The organism is Streptomyces sp. NPDC005761 (assembly GCF_040630635.1).
Taxonomy (GTDB): domain Bacteria; phylum Actinomycetota; class Actinomycetes; order Streptomycetales; family Streptomycetaceae; genus Streptomyces.
Map to the genome: position 1 here is coordinate 54,271 of NZ_JBEXXX010000016.1, position 17,390 is coordinate 71,660.

Here is a 17,390-nt window from a genome sequence, read left to right on the forward strand (position 1 = left end):
GACTCGGGCTCGGGCGGCTGTGTGGGCTGCCCGCGCCTCTTCCACAACCGGCGGCGCAGCAGCTTCAGGGCCTCACCCACCCCCCACTGCACCCACGGGTCTTCCGCGAACTCCCTCACGTTGTGCATCCACTGCATGCCGACACCCCAGTCGACCAGGGCTTACGCCCAGATGGGCACCCTGCCCCTCCACTGGGTCGAACTAGGGTCAAAAGTTTTAATGAACGCACGGGGAAGCGGGTATGTTCCCGCTAGCCGAAAAGACTTTGGTCAAAAGTGGGGGCAGCCCTCCGAGCCCACTCCACCGGACTGCTCGGGACCGGCGAGGGGCAGGCTCAGGCGCCACGAGTTCCTCGCCGGCCAGGCGCTCCAGGCGGGCATCGCAGGGCCTGCCCCCACAGCACACGGTCCCTACGGCCGGAGCCGCGCTCCGCGATGTCCTCCACCACGTAGGCAAGGACGTCGATCGGAGCCGCTCGGACGCCAGGCGGGTGTGGACTCCTCCCAGCCACGGGAGTCGTGCCGGTTGCCCGGCAAGGGCCGACCGACCACGACGACCAGTCGGGTGTCAGCGTCGATGACGACCTGGTGGGCAGTGTCCTCCAGCGGCAGGCTCCAGGGCCGGCCGCGCTGCGGATCGCCCAGCTCGCGTCGCACCGAGGCAACCAACTTGCTGAAGCAGCGCGAGCTCAGCCCGGTGAAGGGCTCTATCCAGGACGGCACCGACGCCGTTGTCACACCAGCCACGACGTGATCGTTTCACTCGCTGAGAAGCAACCATCGCCCCGTACCCTCTCGGCCTGAGCAGGTTCAGAATGCCCCCATGGCCGACGAAGAGCACAACGAGGCAGCTGCGCGCTCATTCCTGTCATGCGCCACCGAGGTGGCGCGGCTGATGGATTTAGGGAACGCGGCCGACGTACCGGAAGCACGCCGCGCACGGCACCTGGCCCATGCCGTGCGCAAGTCACTGCTCGAACGTGCCAACCTGCCCGAAGAGTTCTTCGCCCCGTTGGTGGCTGCAGCCGTCTACGACCCGGACCCCAGCTTCTGCCTCTGGTTCGTCGAACCAGCGGTCTATGCCTTCGGGCGTCGCCGGGTCATGACCGCCCTGCTCGACTATCGACTGACCGGCACGGACGCCGAGCAGGCAGGCGCTGAGCGGGCCTGGTATTGCGCCCACGTACCGCTCCGCGCAGGCCGGTCCCCGGCCTACGCACCCGGCGGAAGGCGCGATCCCGCTATGGATGAATCCCGCGATGTGAGAGACGAATGGAGGGAGACTCTTCGGCGGTCAGCCACATGACCGGGCCGCCTCGAAGCCTGAGCCAGCCCCGTGGTCATGGGACTGTTGCTCACTCCGAACTACGGCCCCCTCGATCCGCTGCTCGAAGACGACGCTGAATGCACGGACCTCCGTCAGTGACGGCATGCGCGATACGTTCATGAGTCACGACTGCAGGCTGAGACGGTGTCCTCGGCGCCGACCGGCGACATGCCGTGCCGGCGGCGCCGCCGGACGCCCGGGCAGCGTTCAAGCGGATTCTCCGCGAGACTGGTGGCGTGACGGACGACGAACACGACATGGACCGGCGTTTGGAGCTGGCCATCGTGGAACTGCTGGAGCAGCGTGGTCCGACCGGGACGATCTGTCCCTCGGACGCTGCTCGGGCCGTGTACGCGCAGGACGACGATGGCTGGCGCACCTTGATGGAACCGGTCCGTCGGGCGGCACGGCGTCTGGTCGCGGCCGGCGAGGTGGAGATCACCCAGGGTGGCCGGCCGGTCGAACCGGGGCAGGCGCGGGGTCCCATCCGCATTCGCCGCACTCGCTGACACCCCGGCCCGCGCTGGTGACATGCCCAATTGATCACGCGGACAGAGGTCACACTCGAAGAACCCGCGTGGCCCTTGCGTAATCCCTGCTCGGTTCAACCGCTCCACGCAGGCGGGAGCCTTCCGTAGCCGGCTGATCGTCGCGTCATCGACCCACCGGTGTTCACCAAGTTAATCGGCCTCCAGTTGCATTCCGGGGCACGTCCCCCTGCTTCACCTCCCTGAAAACCTTCTGGCGGACGGTGTCGAGTGCCCAGGCCCGGGGCACTGGAGGGGGCGTGGTGCGTCGTGCCAGCCATGACGTTGTCACTTCTTGTCCACTTTCTACCGTGGGTTACGCGGTGGGGCGTAGATGCCGTGTGCCGGTTGTCGCCTTCATCGGCACGTTTCGGCCGCCACGGATCGGTAACCCATCTCATATGGTGCAATTCGGATACACGATGATGACCGAACAGTCGGGGCCGCGGGCCCTCGTCGAGGACGTGGTGGCGGCCGAGCAGGCCGGCTTCGACTTCTCCGTTACCTCCGACCACTACTTCCCCTGGCTGGCGTCCCAGGGACACGCGCCGTACGCCTGGAGCGTGCTGGGAGCGGCCGCGCAGGCCACGTCGCGTATCCCGCTGATGACGTACGTGACCTGCCCGACGACCCGTTACCACCCAGCCGTGGTCGCCCAGAAGGCCGCGACACTGCAACTGCTCTCCGAGGGGCGGTTCCGGCTCGGGCTGGGGTCCGGCGAGAACCTCAACGAGCACGTGGTGGGCGCCGGCTGGCCGGACGCCCGGGTGCGGCTGGAGAGGCTCGAGGAGGCGGTGGAGATCATCAAGGCGCTCCTCTCCGGCGGATACGTCACCCACCACGGCACCCACTTCGACGTGGACAACGCCAAGCTGTGGGACGTCCCGGACGTGGCCGTGCCCCTCGGGGTCGCCGTCTCGGGGGAGCGGTCGTGCGAGATCGCGGGCCGGCTCGCGGACCTCGTCATCGCCACGGAGCCCAAGAAGGACCTGCTCACGCAATTCGACCGGCACGGCGGCGGCGGAAAGCCCCGGGTGGGCCAGTTGCCCGTCTGCTACGACACCGACCGCGACGCGGCGGTGAAGCGGGCGCACGAGCAGTTCCGCTGGTCGGTCGGCGGCTGGAAGGTGAATTCCGAGCTGCCGGGACCGAGTGCCTTCGACCAGGCCACCCAGTACGTCCGGCCCGACGACATCGCCCAGGCCGTCCCCTGCGGCCACGACGTCGGAGAGTTCGTGGACGCGGTGCGCCCGTTCATCGAGGCGGGGTTCACCGAGGTCGCCCTCGTCCAGATCGGCGGCGGCCACCAGAAGGGGTTCATCGACTGGGCCCAGGAGAAGCTCCTGCCCGCCCTGCGCGCCGTGTGACCCGCGGGCGCGCCCGGCAGCCGGGGCCCGCAGGGCTGATCGGGGCAGTCGCCGCGCTGCGGACAGGTGAACGTGCCGACTCCGGGTACCGGATCCGTAGGAGGCCGGGCCCCGCCCGGGCTGCCGGGCTGCGCGAGGAGGAGGCACGAATGGTCGAGGGAGGGAACGCCCCGGCGGACGGACGGTCCGACACGGTCGCGGCACCGGACCTCGCAACCCTCCGGCGTGAGCTCGCCCGGCGGGTCGACGAGGTCCGCTTCGACGCGGGCGTCCGGGGCGCCCACGCGACCGAAGGCGGCTCGAACCACCGGCTGGTGCCCATCGACGCAGGCATCCGTGGCGCCTACGCGACCGAAGGCGGCTCGAACCACCGGCTGGTGCCCATCGGCGCGGGCATCCGTGGCGCCCACGCGACCGACGGGCGGCTCGAACCACCGGCTGGTGCCCATCGGCGTGATCGTGCCTCGCAGGGGCGACGCGGCTGCCGGAGCGGACCCGGTCCGTGCGCGGCACGGCGCCCCCATGCCGGCCCTCCGGTCCCCGTCCCGCCCCACGGGGCTAAGCCCTTCCTCGGACGGCCCGACATCTGCGCCGCGGCGGACCGGCGCGGGTGTCTGCACCGCCCTGCGCCGGAACCGGCACACGACGCAGTACCGATAGGAGAAGAGATATGGCGACCAAGGTCTCCGACTACGTCCTGCAGCGCTTGCGCGAGTGGGAAGTCGAGCACGTCTTCGCTTACGCGGGCGACGGGATCAACGGACTGCTCGCCGCCTGGGGCCGGGCGGACAACAAGCCTGAATTCGTCCAGGCCCGGCACGAGGAGATGGCCGCCTTCCAAGCGGTCGGCTACGCCAAGTTCTCCGGCAAGGTGGGCGTCTGCGCGGCCACCTCGGGGCCCGGAGCCATTCATCTGCTGAACGGGCTGTACGACGCGAAGCTCGACCACGTGCCCGTCGTCGCGATTGTGGGGCAGACCAATCGCAGCGCGCTGGGCGGCTCGTACCAGCAGGAGGTGGACCTGCTGAGCCTGTACAAGGATGTCGCCTCCGAGTTCTGCGAGATGGTCACCGTTCCCGAGCAGCTGCCCAATGTGATCGACCGGGCCATGCGCACCGCTTACGCCAGGCGCACCGTGACGGCCGTGATCATCCCGGCCGACGTCCAGGACCTGGACTACTCGCCGCCGACCCACGCGTTCAAGATGGTTCCGTCCAGTCTCGGGGCGAGTACGTACGCGCCCCTTCCCGCACCGGACGACGTCGCCCGGGCCGCGGAGGTGCTGAACGCCGGGGAGAAGGTCGCGATCCTGGTCGGGCAGGGCGCCCGAGGGGCGCGCGCCCAGGTCGAGGTGCTCGCGGAGACCCTGGGGGCCGGCGTCGCCAAGGCGCTGCTCGGCAAGGACGTCCTCCCCGACGACCTGCCCTACGTGACCGGCTCCATCGGTCTGCTCGGCACCCGCTCCTCGTACGAGATGATGCGGGACTGCGACACCCTGCTCGTGGTCGGCTCCAGCTTCCCGTACTCACAATTCCTGCCCGAATTCGATCAGGCTCGCGCGGTACAGATCGACATCGACCCCTTCATGATCGGGCTGCGCTACCCGTTCGAAGTCAATCTGGTGGGTGACGCGCGTGCGACGCTCGATGCCCTGCTGCCGCATCTCAAGAAGAAGAAGCACGGCGCCTGGCGGAAGAAGATCGAGAAGGACACCGCGAAGTGGTGGGAGGTCATGCAGCGGCGCGCCGCGGTGGAAGCCGATCCGGTCAACCCGGAGTACGTCGTGCACGCGCTGGACGCACTCCTGCCGGACGACGTGATGGTGGCGGCTGATTCGGGGTCCGCCGCCAACTGGTACGCCCGGCACCTTCGCTTCCGCGGCACCATGCGAGGCTCGCTCTCGGGCACGCTGGCCACGATGGGCCCCGGAGTGCCGTACGTCATCGGCGCCAAGTTCGCCCACTCCGACCGGCCCGCCATCGCGATCGTGGGCGACGGTGCGATGCAGATGAACGGCATGGCCGAGCTCATCACCGTCGCCAAGTACTGGCGGGGGTGGGAGAACCCCCGCCTCGTCGTGGCGGTGCTCAACAACCAGGACCTCAATCAGGTCACCTGGGAGATGCGGGCCATGTCGGGCGCCCCGCAGTTCCTGCCCTCGCAAGCCCTGCCCGACGTGCGCTACGCGGACTTCGCCCGCTCGATCGGCCTCGACGGCGTACGCGTGGAGAAGCCCGACCAGGTCGAGGAGGCCTGGCAGCGGGCCCTGGCCGGCGACCGGCCGTTCGTCATCGATTTCCGGACCGACCCCGCCGTCCCGCCGATCCCGCCGCACGCCGATCTCGACCAGATCGAAGCGGCCGCCCTTTCCGTCCTCAAGGGTGACAGCGATCGAAAGGCCATGCTGCGGCAAGGGCTCAAGGCCAAGGTGCAGGAGATGCTGCCCGGCCACCACCGGGAGTCCGGTGGCGAAGGGTCCGCAGAGAAGTGAGCCCGCGCCCCGGTGAGGCGCCCCGCCTCACCGGGGCCGCTCCCGGGCCGACCGGCGAGAGCGCGGTCTGCACGATGCCCCGGACGCCCCTGAAGGCGCTCTGACCTGGGACGCCGGCCGTCCTGAGGTCAGCCGTTGCGCCCCTGGCCCTCTTCCTCGCCCGTGGTGTGCACGGCTGCCTCCTCGGCCGAGGCCGCGCCGCCGTCGATGCCCACGTCGTCGGCATGGACGGCGGTGTGCCGCCCCGGGCCCACCTCCGCGTCGCGCAGGCGGCCGGAGCGCGTCTCGCCGCCCTCGGGGTCCAGTGGCTCGCCCTCGCCGTCGGCCAGGTCACCGATGCCGTCACCGACGGGCGGCTCGACGTCGTCGACCTCCTGCGCCAGGCGCTGGTCGAGGGACTCGCCGAGGCGCTCCTCCTCGCCCGTCGTTCCGTACTTGTCGACGGCCATCGGACGCTCGGGTGGGGAGTAACCCTCCTCCATCTGGTCGTCCAGCCCCCGCTCATCGAGCGAGTTCTCCATGTCGAGCTCGTCGTTCGGCGGGTCCTGGCCGTCGTCCTGCGGCTGGTAGACATCGTCGCCACGTGCCTCTGTCGGCATGATCCGTCCCTTCCGTCGGAGGCGTCATGAGTGCTCCGGGCCGCCGCCGGGTGCTCTCACGCCACCCGGCGGCTTGCCCGCGCACCACTGCGAGTGCCCTGTCGTGCAAGGTCGAAGCACCCTGATTCTCACCCTAGGTGCGTGGTTCATCCGCGTCTTCCTGGACGTCCTCATCCGGGCCCAGCGCATCCCCGGTGTGACCGCCCGGCTCTCCTTGCCGCTCTGCTTCCCGCGGCCGTCACGCCCGTCCCGGCCTCCTCCACCTCCTGGAGCACCTCGTCGGCGGTGGTCCGGTGAGGCTGTCCACCGCCCGGACGGTTGCGCTCCTGGTGGTTCATACGTCTCCGCACGTGGGGAGCGCCGACCGGGCAGGACGGCACGGCACCGGTTCGAGAAGATCTGCGCATGCCTGCCGGCCCGCAGGCTGCCTCCCCCGTGTGCAGCCGGACCACTGCGGCTGCACACGGCCGCCCGCCGGCCCGGCCCGGTCTCAGAGCGCCGGGGTGAAGCGGTCCCAGGCGCGGTGTCCCGCCAGAAGCGCGGCGACGCCGTTCACCACCGTGGAAGCGGCCCCACCGGCCACCACTCCGGCCGCATCTGCGGCCAGACCGGCCTTCTCCAGCACCGTCGCACCGTCGCCCCAGGCCGCGACGGCCTTGCCGTGGCGGAACGCCTCGGTGACCAGCAGCAGGACGCGGGGGTCGATGCCGGTGGCCGTGGCCGCGTCGTCGGTCTTGGCGTCGCGGGCCCCGTACGCGTCGGGGGCCGGAGCGGGGGCTCCGGCCAGCACGATCGCGTCGAACTCGGTCGACCGGGCGGTGGCGAACGTGCGCTGCACGGAGACCCGTTCGCTTCCGGTGCTCAGTTCGCCGCCCGCCGGCGCGATGACCAGCGGGACCATCCCGGCGTCCAGGATCACCTCGCGCGCCTCCCGTACGGCGTCCAGGCCGCTCGCCCCGTCGGTGACGATGCCGATGATCCGGCCGTCGACCGGCCAGGTGTGGCCCAGCTGGGACAGCGCGGGGCTCGGCTCGACCGACGCCAGGGGCACGCTCGCTTCCGGCGCGGTCAGGCCCAGGCCCTCCGCGACGCGCGCGCACAGCTCGGCGTCGATGTTGGCGAGCGTCTTCAGAGCCCGCTCCTTGATCGCCTTCTCCCAGCACTTGCCGAGTTCGAACGTGTACGCGGCGACGATGTGCTCGCGCTCGGTCGGGGTCATGCTGAGCCAGAACAGACGCGCCTGGCTGAAGTGGTCGTCGAAGGACGCCGCCGCGTCGCGGACCTTGCGGGCCGCGGGGACCTCTGCGGGCACCTCGATGTAGGCGCCGGTGTCCTCACCGGCCAGGAACGGACAGCCTCCGTCGAGGGAGTTGGGCCGGTACGGCGCCACGCCGCGGTGCACGGCGCTCTGGTGCATGCCGTCGCGCAGCATGTCGTTGACGGGCGCGTGGGTACGGTTGATCGGCAACTGCCCGAAGTTCGGCCCACCGAGCCGGGTGATCTGGGTGTCGACGTACGAGAAGAGACGCCCCTGCATCAGCGCGTCGTTGGTGACGTCGATGCCGGGAACCAGATGGCCCACATGGAAGGCGACCTGCTCCGTCTCGGCGAAGTAGTTCGAGGGGTTGGCGTTCAGCGTCATCAGGCCGATCGGCTGGACCGGTGCCAGCTCCTCCGGCACGATCTTCGTCGGGTCCAGCAGGTCGATGCCCTCGAACATCTGCTCATCGTTGTCCGGGAACGTCTGCACGCCCAACTCCCACTGGGGGAAGGCGCCCGCTTCGATCGCGTCGGCCAGGTCGCGACGGTGGAAGTCCGGGTCCATGCCCGCGGTGATCTGGGCCTCCTCCCACACCAGGGAGTGCACGCCCAGCTTCGGCTTCCAGTGGAACTTCACCAGCGTGGTCGCGCCCTCGGCGTTGACCAACCGGAAGGTGTGGACGCCGAAGCCTTCCATCATCCGGTAGGAGCGCGGGATGCCGCGGTCCGACATGTTCCAGAGCGTGTGGTGGGTCGCCTCGGTGTGGAGTGTGACGAAGTCCCAGAACGTGTCGTGCGCGCTCTGCGCCTGCGGGATCTCCCGGTCCGGATGCGGCTTGCCCGCGTGGATGATGTCGGGGAACTTGATCGCGTCCTGGATGAAGAAGACCGGGATGTTGTTGCCTACGAGGTCGAAGACGCCCTCGTCGGTGTAGAACTTCGTCGCGAAGCCCCGGGTGTCGCGCACGGTGTCGGCGGATCCGCGCGAGCCGAGCACGGTGGAGAAGCGTACGAACACCGGTGTCTCGACACCATCGGCGAGGAACGCGGCCTTCGTGATTCCCGCTGCCGCGCCGTATCCCCGGAACACGCCATGGGCGGCGGCGCCGCGGGCGTGGACCACGCGCTCGGGGATGCGTTCGTGATCGAAGTGGGTGATCTTCTCCCGCAGGTGATGGTCCTGGAGCAACACCGGGCCCCGGGGGCCGGCCTTCAAGGAGTGGTCGGTTTCGTACAGGCGCGCACCCTGCGCGGTGGTGAGACGGGCGCCGCCCTGGGCCACCTTGTCCTGCGGGGCGCCCGTCGGCTGCCCGGTGGGGCTGTACGTGTCGGGCCCGCGCTGGTCGTGCTTGGGCGGCAGAGGCTCGCGTACCTTCGTGGGCTCATCGATCCCGACGCCCTCGGGGCCAGGGGCGCCGGGCAACTCGTTTCCCGGGCTGACGGCCTCCTGGACCTTGCCGGCGATCTTCTCCGCAGCGGCTGACACCGGGTTCTTCTTCTCGCTCACTGAATTCCAATCTCACGGGGACGGGCACTGCCGTGTGCGCAGTGGTCAGTACGCGCGGGCAGAGGGCATTGCCTGACCACGGGTACCCCCCGGCCCTCGACGGGACACACGGAGTGAGCCATCCGGCGCTGCGGCACGGCATCTGGAGCCACGGGACCCGTATGGCGGCCCAGCCAACGTCTGCGGGGGAGCGCACCGGGTATACGGCTCCCGTGAATGCACCCCGAACCAAGCCCGAAGCAGCGGACGCGCCGACCAGCCTCAAGAAGGCCCTGACCACCTCGCTGCTCTACTTCTTCATCCTCGGAGACGTACTCGGCGCCGGGGTCTACGTCCTGATCGGAGAAGTCGCGGCCGAAGCCGGTGGCGCCGTCTGGGTGCCCCTCCTCGTAGCACTGTGCCTGGCACTGCTCACGGCCACCTCCTACGCCGAACTGGCCACGAAGTACCCGCGGGCGGGGGGCGCCTCCCACTACGCGACTCTGGCGTACGGACCCTTCACCGGATTCGTGGCCGGCTTCTGCATGCTCGCGGCAGGGGTGGTGTCCGTGGCGGCCCTGGCCCGCGGGTTCGGCGGTGACTACCTGGCAGAGTTCGTCACCCTCCCCGTCGTCCTCGTCACGGTCGTCTTCCTCTCCGCGCTGGCCCTGCTGAACGCCCGGGGCATCAGCGAATCGACCAGAGCCAACGCCGTCGCCACGGTCATCGAGGTCAGCGGACTGCTGCTGGTGATCGGGCTCGGAGCCTGGATCGTGCTGCGCGGCGACGGGGACATGGGAAGGCTGTCGGATCTGGGTACCGCCGACGAGGGGCCCTTCGCAGCCGTGCTGAGCGGGGCAGTACTCGCCTACTACTCATTCGTCGGGTTCGAGACATCCGTCAACGTCGCCGAGGAGACGCGCGATCCCCGGCGCTCCTATCCCAGGGCGCTCTTCGGCGCTCTGCTCACCGCGGGCGCGGTGTACGCGCTGGTCGGCGCGGCCGCCGCGGCCGCGGTGCCGACCGGGAAGCTGGCCGGATCCAGCGGACCGCTGCTCGAAGTGGTCCGCGCGGCCGGCGGGGTGCCGACCGAGGTCTTCAGCGGTATCGCCCTGATCGCGGTCGCCAACGGTGCCCTTCTGACGGGCATCATGTCCTCCCGACTGGCTTACGGTATGGCTCGGGACGGGCTGCTGCCGCACTTCCTCACGGCGGTGCTGCCCGGCCGCCGCACCCCGTGGGCGGCGATCGCCGTCACCACCGCCCTTGCGCTGCTGCTCGCACTGACCGGCGATGTGTCAACACTCGCCTCCACTCTGGTCCTGCTGCTCCTCGTGGTCTTCTTCCTCGTCAACACGTCACTGCTCGTCCTGCGCCGCGACGCGGGACTCCGTGATCACTTCAGGGCACCGGTCGTCGTACCGGTCCTCGGCGCGCTGTCGTGCATCGGGCTCGCGACCCAGATCGAACGCGAAGTCTGGCTCAGAGGACTTGTTGTGCTCGCGGTGGGGGCGGCCCTGGGTTCGGTGGCCGCCCTGCGCCTGCGCCGCGCGCGTTGAACGATGCCGCCCGGGGCGCACCGCGCATCACGTGCCTCCGCGCCGGCACGCTCCAGCCGATGCCCGTCAGCATGCGGGCGGATGGCGTCGATGGGAACGGCCGTCGGATCACTCATGATCCAACGTGTCGGCGAAGGCCCGGAGAGCCTCGGCCAGCTCCTTCTTGGAGGGCAGCTCATTCACCTTCTTCTCCAGGCCGTCGATACGCTCAGCCAGGTCGTCCAGGCTTGCCGGACCCGTGGGATGCGAGGTGGGTTCGTCCGTAGGAGCGGGGGACTCGGAAGGCATCGGGCCCCCGTCCGAACCACCTGAACCCCCCGCATCCGCTCCGCCGGAGCTGGTGCCGTCGGTGCCGCCTGAACCACTGACGGAGCCACTGTCACCCGTGCCGCTGTCCGCGCCGACCGAGACGCCGACGGTTCCTCCATCGGACGTCTCCGAGGGCACAGGTGTCGGCCCGGAGGCTCCGCCGTCCTGGTCGGCCACTGCGATCGCCCCGCCTATGCCCAGCACCATCGCGGCGGCCGCGCCGACCAGTGCCACCGTCAACCGTCGAGCTTGCAACTTCCGCATATGTGTCATGAATCGGACACTAGCTACTGATCGCTGCGGAAGGACACCTTCCGAAGATTTGGTGCGGCACGAGCCCCTTGCACAGCGGGGAGACGGGGGGAGATCGCCCGTGGCCCCGATCGCGTCGAGGCACGGGAGGAACGGGTGGGCGAGTCGCGCGACTCATGCCCGCCCTGCCTCGGATGTGAGGGAGAAGCGGTGCAGCGCCTCGCCTCCACCGACCGGCACGCGTACGAGGCCATGGATCAGCAGGTACCTCATACCCGTGTGCGCCCGCCTCGGCGAGACCGACTTCCTGCACCGCTTCCAGCGCCTCGAACGGCGCTCCTGTCGCCGAGCCGGCTCAGCCCTGCCGACCGCGTCAGTGGGCCCGACGGGCGTGGACGCCGTTCGCCTCGAAGTCGTAGATGCTCCGATTGATCCGCAGGCCGTCGACAGCCCCGACCCACGCGTTGTCACGGCCCTTGCCCACCGCGGCGGTGAGGATCGTCGCCGCTGCTCCACCGTCGTCGAGCGAAGCCTTCACCTGCGCGAAGGTGCACTCGGCGGCCTGAGTGCAGATGGTCTCATTGCCTGTGAGGTACCAGTAGCCGGTCGAGGTGGCATCGAGGAACCGGCTCCAGCGATTCGTATCCGCCGTCGGGACCGCGTCCGGCACCCACACCAACGTGGAGTAGTGATCGGTGGAATGCAGGCTCACGTTCGGGTCGATCTCGAACCTGATGTTCGGCAGGTTCTCCGCGCCCCCGGCGTCGACGTTCTCACCGGTCTGGAAGACGCGGAAGCCGACGTCCTTCAGGCCCAGTACGGGATCGCCGTAGAAGTCGACCTCATTGCCGAAGTCGACCTTCTCGGTGCTGTCCGCCACCTCGATTCCCAGGCTGCCCCTTCCGTAGGGCGGCCTGGCGGACGGACCCTGCACGCCGAACGAGCCGTACGGGCCGTCCCTCAGATCGGCGACCGGAGAGCCGATCGTGTTGCGGGTGATCAGGCCCCAGTGTTCTGAGCTCACCCGGTTTTCGTCGCCGGCGGCTGACACCGGTCCTGCGGCTGTCGAGGCGACGATCGCGGCCAGTGCTGCGACTACGAGAGTCTTACCTCGACTCACGCCTGAACGAGCGTTCACGCTCACTCCATTCGGGTAGTGGAAGGGCCAGACATTCGCTTGGCCCAAGACCAGCCGCGCACCGGTGACCGGTCGGCGCGACCACGCCACCGTAACTAACTCTGAGTAGCGAACCCGCTGCGACATACCCGTTATATATGGCTAATCACACGTGAAGTTCATCGGATGGATTGAGTGGACGTCACTTTCCGTGCTGTTCGAACGCTACTGCCCGACCCTTGCTGCCTGAGCGCCTCGGTTGGAGAGTCGATGCGCGGAAACCGTGCACCACCGGCGCCGCGGCCCCGTTACGAGGGAGGCGGCCGGCCGGTGGCCGCAGTGGCCGTCAGCGTTCGCCGTGACGATTCAGCAACTGCTCGACGCGGTCGAACCTCTGGTGCAGGACCCGGAGCTCCGCGCTGACGGCTTCCTCCCCTTCGCGGGTGTAGCGGCCTACGGTGGTTCGCGCCTCACGGACTTCCTTCTCCGCCCGGCCGACGAACCACGTGGCCATGGCCGCGGTGACCATGCCGAAGGTGGTGATCCCGGCCAGCATGGTGACGGCGGCGATGACCCGGCCCCACGCGGTCACTGGGTAGAGATCCCCGTAACCCACCGTCGTCGCCGTCTCGATGGACCACCAGACGGCCTTGGGGAACGAAGTGATGTTGGCGCCCGCCGCACCCCGTTCGGCCGGCACGATCAACGCCGCCCCGGCCAGCAGCACCGCGGCGGTGGCCGAGGTGACAGCCAGAGCGGCCCGGAAGTGAAAGGCGCGCCACCGTGGGTCGCTCAGGAATCGGCCGAGCAGTTGGAAGAACGATTGCTGCACGCGCGGATCCCCCGACCGAGATACGGAAAGGTTTCGGGCGACGGTACCCGTGCAGGGGCGCGACGGTGGGTGCCGACACACACCGATTGCGGTACATGGCCGAGTCGCACGCCCCGGCGAAGGGGCCGCCGGCGATCCGTCCCACGATCGAGCGATCACGAACCGAGGGAGACCGCGTTTGCCTGCGGCCGATCGGGAACGCGGCATCAGACATCCCCGATGCGGCTCCGTGCCGCCGGCACCATCCTGCCCATCACGGTGGCGAGCGTCGCTCCGAGGGCGCTCACACCGACCAGGGTCAGCCAGATCGCGGCCGCCCCGGTGGACAGCAGCCCGGAGAGCGCGATCGGGGCGATCGTTCCTGCGGCAGTCACGGCGAGTTGGTTGACGGCCAGGTACCGGCCGCGGAGGGCGTCCGGGGCGCTCTCCGCGGCGACCGTCGAGGTGATGGGTCCGCCGAGGATTTCGCCGAGAGTGTAGCTACCCGCACCGAACAGTACGACGGTGACCGCGAGGGCGAGCACGGCCACGCGGTCGGCGGCGAGGAACAGGAGGTAGCCGGCAGCGAAGCAGGCGTGTCCCATGACGAGGACGCGGCTGCGGACTCGTCCGCTGAGCCGGCCGACGACGAGCGTCTGGCCGAAGCCGACCATCAGTGTGTTGAGTGTGAAGACCGCCCCGGCCGTCCAGCCCGGCAGGCCCAGCACATCCACGGCGTAGACCGGAATCGCGATGTTGAGGGCGAACAGCGAGATGGCGAAGCACAGTTGGTGTCCGACGATCGGCAGGTACCGGCGGTCCCTGAGCACGTGCTGCCAGCCTCCACCAGCGTCTCGCCCCGCTGGTGGGCGGGTGTTCGGAAGGGCCCGCATCAGGGCGAAGGCGGTGAGATAGGACATGGCGTTGATGGCCACGATCGCGGCGTAGGCGCCGTGAGACCCGATGCTGACGGCGACGGCGGAGAGGAGCCCGCCGAGGGCGTACCCGAGGTTGCGTACGGACCCGAGGAGGCCGAACCAGCGCTCGCGTTGACCGGGCGCGGCCAGGGCCGTCACGGTCACGCCGTAGCAACCGGAGAACACTGCCCTCCCGGCGCTGCACAACCACGCGCAGATGATGATCTGCCAGGTTTGGCCCACGACGAGATACCCGGCGAAGCCGAGCGCCTGGGCGAGGTTCGCCGCTTGCAGCACCGGCTTCGTGCCGTAGCGGTCTGTCAGTCCCGCGACCAGAGGGCCTGCCGGGAGCGCCAGCAGCCCGGCCGTCGTCAGCGCCGCGCCCACCTGCACCAGCGTCAGCGAGGTCGAGGCCAAGAAGTAGAGCATCGTTACGGGGATGAAGACGCCGGTGCCGATCGAGTCGATGACGATCGCCGTGACGAATCGGCCATGTCGAGCCATCGAGGGACGGACCGTGGAATCGGTAGGAGCCACGGCCCAGACGGTATAGATTCTATACCGGTATCCTCAACGCTACCGGGAGTTGTGCATGGGCAAGGCCTACAACGTCATGGCCGCGACCTGCCCCAGTCGCACCGTTCTGCATCGGATCGGGGCACGCTGGACAGTGTTCGTAGTCAACGCGCTCGACACCAGGACGATGCGATTCACCGAGCTCAAGGCACACATCCGGGGGATCACGCCCAAGGCGCTCACGGAGACGCTTCGCGCGATGGAGTACGACGGCCTGATCTCTCGCACCGAGTTTCCCGCCAACCCCCCGCACGTCGAGTACGCCCTCACCGACCTCGGCCGGTCGCTGCTCACGCCCCTGCGTGCCGTCCGCGAGTGGGCCGAGAGCCATGTCCCCGACATCGAACGCGCCCGCGAGCAAGCCGACTCGCAACGGTGAGGCGGCCGGCCGGGCAGGCTGCGCACCGCACGGTGATCGCACCGGCAGGGCTGATGCGGCAGGAGCAGGGGTGCGGAGGGCGTCCAGCGGTACGGGAGTTCACCCCCGGCCGCTGCCCGTGCTGCGCAGCGACGAACGCGTCCTCGCGCTGCTCCACGACGCCGGATTCGAGGACAGCGACGTCGTGCGCGTCGAACCCGTGCCCCGGGGCGTGGGCCGGCCCTGGAGCGGGGAAGCCGAAGCGCGAGTTGACCCTCCCCTTACGTCAGGCTTGAAGCTGTGTGCTGACGAAAGGACAGGTGGATGAGTTACTCCGTGGGGCAGGTCTCAGCCTTCGCCGGCGTGACGGTGCGTACGCTGCATCACTACGACAAGGCGGGGCTGCTCTCGCCCAGTGACCGCAGCCACGCCGGTTACCGGCTCTACGGCGAGGCAGACCTCGTCCGTCTTCAGCAGATCCTCTTCTACCGTGAGCTGGGCTTCCCCCTCGACGAGATCGCCGCGATCTTCAAGGACCCGCAGGCGAACCCACTGGAGCGCCTGCGCGAACGGCAGCGGCAGTTGAGCGAGGAGATCGCCAGGCTGCAGCGGCTGGCCGAGGTGGCTGAGCGGGCCATCGAAGTGCAGAAGACCGGTGTGTCCCTGACTCCTCAGGAACGCTTCGAGGTCTTCGGCGAGATCGCCTTCGACCTGAGCTATGCCACCGAGGCCGAGCTGAAGTGGGCGCACTCGGAGGGACAGCGCGAGGCGATGGCGCGTGCGACCGCTCACACCAAGGAGGATTGGCGCCGCCTCATGGGCGAGGCCGCAGCCTGGCGCGCGGAGCTGCTCGCAGCCTTCGACGAGGGGGAGCCGAGCAACGGCGAGCGGGCCATGGACCTTGCCGAGGAACACCGCCTGCACATCTCACGGTGGTTCACCTCCTGTCCGCCCGACATGCACCGGCGGATCGCGGACGATTTCGTCGCCGACCCGCGCGCCTTCGCCATGGTCGTCCCGCCGTCGCAGCAACGTCCGGGCCTCGCCGCCTATGCGTGCAAAGCGGTCCATGCCAATGCTGCCCGCCATACCGGTGGGCGCGCCGACGTCGAGGAGTGCCGATGAGGGTCGTGATCGCCGCGGCCGGATCGCGCGGCGACGTCGCGCCGTATACGGGCCTGGGCGTCGAACTGCGCCGCGCCGGCTATGACGTCGTCCTCGCCACCACAGACACCTTCGCACCCCTCGTGAGCGACACCGGGCTGGAGTTCCGCGGTCTCCCCGGCGGTACGCGGGCGAGCGGCGGCACCGACGGCAGACGTGAACTGATGCGCACCGCGGCCACGTTCATCACCGAACTGGGCCAGGGGTTCGCCGACGTGGTCGCCGAGGGCGCGGATCTGCTCCTGCTGTCCACCACGACGGCCCCGCTCGGCTGGCACCTCGCCGAGGCCACGGGCATACCCAGCCTCGGTGTGTATCTCCAGCCCACGGCACCGACCGGCGACTTCCCTCCCAACGTCACCGGCTCCCGCTCGCTGGGCCGCCTCGCCAACCGTGCAGCCGGACGCTTCGCTCTCCGCATGGCCGATCGCGTCTACGAGCAAGCGGTCGCAGGACTGCGTCACCGCCTCCAGCTGTCGCCGGCCTCTGCCACCGCGATGCGTCGGCGACAAGAACAGGCCAACTGGCCCGTCCTGCACGGATTCAGTACGGCACTGGTGCCACGCCCCACCGACTGGCGGCCGGGCCTGGAGGTCGTGGGCAACTGGTGGCCCAGTCATGACGCGGCCGAACGCCTGCCCCCGGACGTGGAGGACTTCCTCGGCGCCGGGCCGCGGCCCGTCCTCATCGGCTTCGGGAGCATGGCGGCGGGCGAGGGGGAACGACTGAGCGAGATCGCGGTGCGAGCCCTGCGCCGGGCCGGGCTGCGCGGCATTCTTCAGGCCGGAAGTGCCGGGCTCGCGGCCGACGGCGATGACGTGCTCACCATCGGGGACGTACCGCACACCCTGTTGTTCCCACGGCTGGCAGCGGTGGCCCACCATGGCGGTGCCGGGACCTCGGCCGCCGCGTTGCGTGCCGGAGTGCCGGCGGTCCCCGTGCCGGTGACCGCTGACCAGCCGTTCTGGGCGGGTCGGCTCGCCGCCATCGGCGCCGCCACCGATCCGATTCCCTACCGGGCCCTCACGGCCGAACGGCTCGCCGAGTCACTCGACCACGTAGTGCGGCGGCAGGCACACAGCCGAGCCGCCGCGAGAGCGGCGCGACACCTGATGACCGAGAACGGGGCGGACGCGGTGCTCAAGGCCGTCCGGCAGATGACCGAGGGATGACGCCGATCCGCTTTTTCTCGTCACGCGACGGTTCGCCGGATTCCCCGCCGGATCACCATCTGATCCGGCGGGGCCGACGAGGAGGTAAATGCCTTGCCG

The 17,390-nt window shown here is 69.6% G+C and carries 14 protein-coding genes and 1 pseudogene; 8 read left to right on the top strand and 7 right to left on the bottom strand.

Features of this window, described 5'->3' with window-relative positions; all coding sequences use genetic code 11:
- Nucleotides 1-494: 494 nt before the first annotated feature.
- Nucleotides 495-746, bottom strand: a pseudogene (locus ABZ434_RS17260) (IS5/IS1182 family transposase); the annotation flags it as partial.
- A 76-nt stretch (nt 747-822) separates the two neighbouring features.
- Between ABZ434_RS17260 and ABZ434_RS17265 the strand changes: the two are divergent.
- From ABZ434_RS17265 to ABZ434_RS17280, 4 genes are all read left to right on the top strand, one after another.
- Nucleotides 823-1,305 carry a hypothetical protein gene (locus ABZ434_RS17265; protein WP_359136732.1) on the top strand — a complete coding sequence of 161 codons (483 nt, stop codon included), beginning with the start codon at nt 823-825 and terminating at the stop codon, nt 1,303-1,305.
- A 257-nt stretch (nt 1,306-1,562) separates the two neighbouring features.
- Nucleotides 1,563-1,835, top strand: a complete 273-nt coding sequence (locus tag ABZ434_RS17270; RefSeq protein WP_359136735.1) for a DUF3253 domain-containing protein — start codon at nt 1,563-1,565, stop codon at nt 1,833-1,835.
- 419 nt (nt 1,836-2,254) lie between these two features.
- The gene (locus ABZ434_RS17275) at nt 2,255-3,220 is read left to right on the top strand and encodes an LLM class F420-dependent oxidoreductase (RefSeq protein ID WP_359136738.1); all 966 of its coding nucleotides are present in this window, start codon (nt 2,255-2,257) and stop codon (nt 3,218-3,220) included.
- A gap of 670 nt (nt 3,221-3,890) precedes the next feature.
- Nucleotides 3,891-5,711: a thiamine pyrophosphate-requiring protein gene (locus tag ABZ434_RS17280; RefSeq protein WP_359136741.1), complete on the top strand. Its 1,821-nt coding sequence runs from the start codon at nt 3,891-3,893 to the stop codon at nt 5,709-5,711.
- 128 nt (nt 5,712-5,839) lie between these two features.
- On the opposite strand, the gene ABZ434_RS17285 is transcribed toward ABZ434_RS17280, so the two are convergent.
- Together ABZ434_RS17285 and ABZ434_RS17290 are read right to left on the bottom strand one after the other, a co-directional pair.
- Entirely contained in the window at nt 5,840-6,310 is a 471-nt protein-coding gene (locus ABZ434_RS17285; protein WP_359136744.1) for a DUF5709 domain-containing protein, read from the bottom strand.
- Nucleotides 6,311-6,800: 490 nt separating this feature from the next.
- Nucleotides 6,801-9,077 (bottom strand): catalase, encoded by a 2,277-nt coding sequence (locus ABZ434_RS17290; protein ID WP_359136746.1) that lies wholly within the window; start codon nt 9,075-9,077, stop codon nt 6,801-6,803.
- Between the two features lie 212 nt (nt 9,078-9,289).
- Here ABZ434_RS17290 and ABZ434_RS17295 point away from each other — a divergent pair, with 212 nt between their 5' ends.
- Nucleotides 9,290-10,615: an APC family permease gene (locus ABZ434_RS17295; RefSeq protein WP_359136749.1), complete on the top strand. Its 1,326-nt coding sequence runs from the start codon at nt 9,290-9,292 to the stop codon at nt 10,613-10,615.
- A 108-nt stretch (nt 10,616-10,723) separates the two neighbouring features.
- Here ABZ434_RS17295 and ABZ434_RS17300 read toward each other — a convergent pair whose 3' ends face one another.
- The 4 genes from ABZ434_RS17300 to ABZ434_RS17315 form a co-directional block, all read right to left on the bottom strand.
- Nucleotides 10,724-11,158, bottom strand: coding sequence for a hypothetical protein (locus tag ABZ434_RS17300; RefSeq protein ID WP_359136972.1), 435 nt, complete (start codon nt 11,156-11,158; stop codon nt 10,724-10,726).
- A 391-nt stretch (nt 11,159-11,549) separates the two neighbouring features.
- Nucleotides 11,550-12,200, bottom strand: coding sequence for a hypothetical protein (locus tag ABZ434_RS17305; RefSeq protein WP_359136752.1), 651 nt, complete (start codon nt 12,198-12,200; stop codon nt 11,550-11,552).
- 439 nt (nt 12,201-12,639) lie between these two features.
- Entirely contained in the window at nt 12,640-13,125 is a 486-nt protein-coding gene (locus ABZ434_RS17310) for a potassium channel family protein (protein WP_359136755.1), read from the bottom strand.
- A gap of 206 nt (nt 13,126-13,331) precedes the next feature.
- Nucleotides 13,332-14,558, bottom strand: coding sequence for an MFS transporter (locus ABZ434_RS17315; RefSeq protein WP_359136757.1), 1,227 nt, complete (start codon nt 14,556-14,558; stop codon nt 13,332-13,334).
- A gap of 55 nt (nt 14,559-14,613) precedes the next feature.
- On the opposite strand from ABZ434_RS17315, the gene ABZ434_RS17320 reads away from it, so the two are divergent.
- The 3 genes from ABZ434_RS17320 to ABZ434_RS17330 all read left to right on the top strand — a co-directional run bounded on the left by ABZ434_RS17320 (nt 14,614) and on the right by ABZ434_RS17330 (nt 17,291).
- The gene (locus ABZ434_RS17320) at nt 14,614-14,976 is read left to right on the top strand and encodes a helix-turn-helix domain-containing protein (RefSeq protein WP_359136760.1); all 363 of its coding nucleotides are present in this window, start codon (nt 14,614-14,616) and stop codon (nt 14,974-14,976) included.
- A 303-nt stretch (nt 14,977-15,279) separates the two neighbouring features.
- Nucleotides 15,280-16,080, top strand: a complete 801-nt coding sequence (locus ABZ434_RS17325) for a MerR family transcriptional regulator (protein ID WP_359136763.1) — start codon at nt 15,280-15,282, stop codon at nt 16,078-16,080.
- On the top strand, nt 16,077-17,291 hold the full coding sequence (locus ABZ434_RS17330) for a glycosyltransferase (protein ID WP_359136767.1): 1,215 nt from the start codon (nt 16,077-16,079) through the stop codon (nt 17,289-17,291). The genes ABZ434_RS17325 and ABZ434_RS17330 overlap by 4 nt, the downstream gene beginning before the upstream one ends.
- Nucleotides 17,292-17,390: the final 99 nt, after the last annotated feature.

Excerpts from the sequence above, each read along its gene's own strand:
- ABZ434_RS17320 (WP_359136760.1), top strand. The coding sequence starts at position 14,614 with ATGGGCAAGGCCTACAACGTCATGGCCGCGACCTGCCCCAGTCGCACC.
- ABZ434_RS17325 (WP_359136763.1), top strand. The coding sequence starts at position 15,280 with ATGAGTTACTCCGTGGGGCAGGTCTCAGCCTTCGCCGGCGTGACGGTG.
- ABZ434_RS17280 (WP_359136741.1), top strand. The coding sequence starts at position 3,891 with ATGGCGACCAAGGTCTCCGACTACGTCCTGCAGCGCTTGCGCGAGTGG.
- ABZ434_RS17285 (WP_359136744.1), bottom strand. The coding sequence starts at position 6,310 with ATGCCGACAGAGGCACGTGGCGACGATGTCTACCAGCCGCAGGACGAC.
- ABZ434_RS17275 (WP_359136738.1), top strand. The coding sequence starts at position 2,255 with ATGGTGCAATTCGGATACACGATGATGACCGAACAGTCGGGGCCGCGG.
- ABZ434_RS17330 (WP_359136767.1), top strand. The coding sequence starts at position 16,077 with ATGAGGGTCGTGATCGCCGCGGCCGGATCGCGCGGCGACGTCGCGCCG.
- ABZ434_RS17265 (WP_359136732.1), top strand. The coding sequence starts at position 823 with ATGGCCGACGAAGAGCACAACGAGGCAGCTGCGCGCTCATTCCTGTCA.